This is a genomic window from Pseudomonas sp. TR47, from assembly GCF_044143025.1.
Lineage (GTDB): Bacteria > Pseudomonadota > Gammaproteobacteria > Pseudomonadales > Pseudomonadaceae > Aquipseudomonas > Aquipseudomonas putida_E.
Genome location: NZ_JBHFCS010000077.1, coordinates 1 through 656, shown reverse-complemented (window position 1 = coordinate 656; position 656 = coordinate 1). Strand labels below are relative to the sequence as shown.

At 57.2% G+C, this 656-nt stretch carries 1 protein-coding gene; it reads left to right on the top strand.

All coding sequences use genetic code 11. The features are described from left to right. On the top strand, positions 1-656 hold a 656-nt coding region (locus ACEWE8_RS26095), incomplete at both ends, for an EF-Tu/IF-2/RF-3 family GTPase (protein WP_395589451.1).

The window sequence follows — 656 nt, the reverse complement described above, 5'->3', positions numbered from 1 at the left end:
GCTCGTATGGCCCTGGAAGGCAAAGACGACAACGAAATGGGCACTACCGCTGTCAAGAAGCTGGTAGAAACTCTGGACAGCTACATTCCTGAGCCAGTTCGTGCCATCGACCAGCCGTTCCTGATGCCGATCGAAGACGTATTCTCGATCTCGGGTCGTGGTACCGTTGTTACCGGTCGTATCGAGCGTGGTATCGTCCGCGTTCAGGATCCGCTGGAAATCGTTGGTCTGCGTGACACCACCACCACCACCTGCACCGGTGTTGAGATGTTCCGCAAGCTGCTGGACGAAGGTCGTGCTGGCGAGAACTGCGGCGTTCTGCTGCGTGGTACCAAGCGTGACGACGTTGAGCGTGGCCAGGTTCTGGTCAAGCCAGGTTCGGTCAAGCCGCACACCAAGTTCACCGCAGAAGTCTACGTTCTGTCGAAGGAAGAAGGCGGCCGTCACACTCCGTTCTTCAAAGGCTACCGTCCTCAGTTCTACTTCCGTACCACTGACGTGACCGGTAACTGCGAACTGCCGGAAGGCGTTGAAATGGTAATGCCAGGTGACAACATTCAGATGACTGTTACCCTGATCAAGACCATCGCAATGGAAGACGGTCTGCGCTTCGCTATCCGTGAAGGCGGTCGTACCGTCGGCGCCGGCGTCGTAGC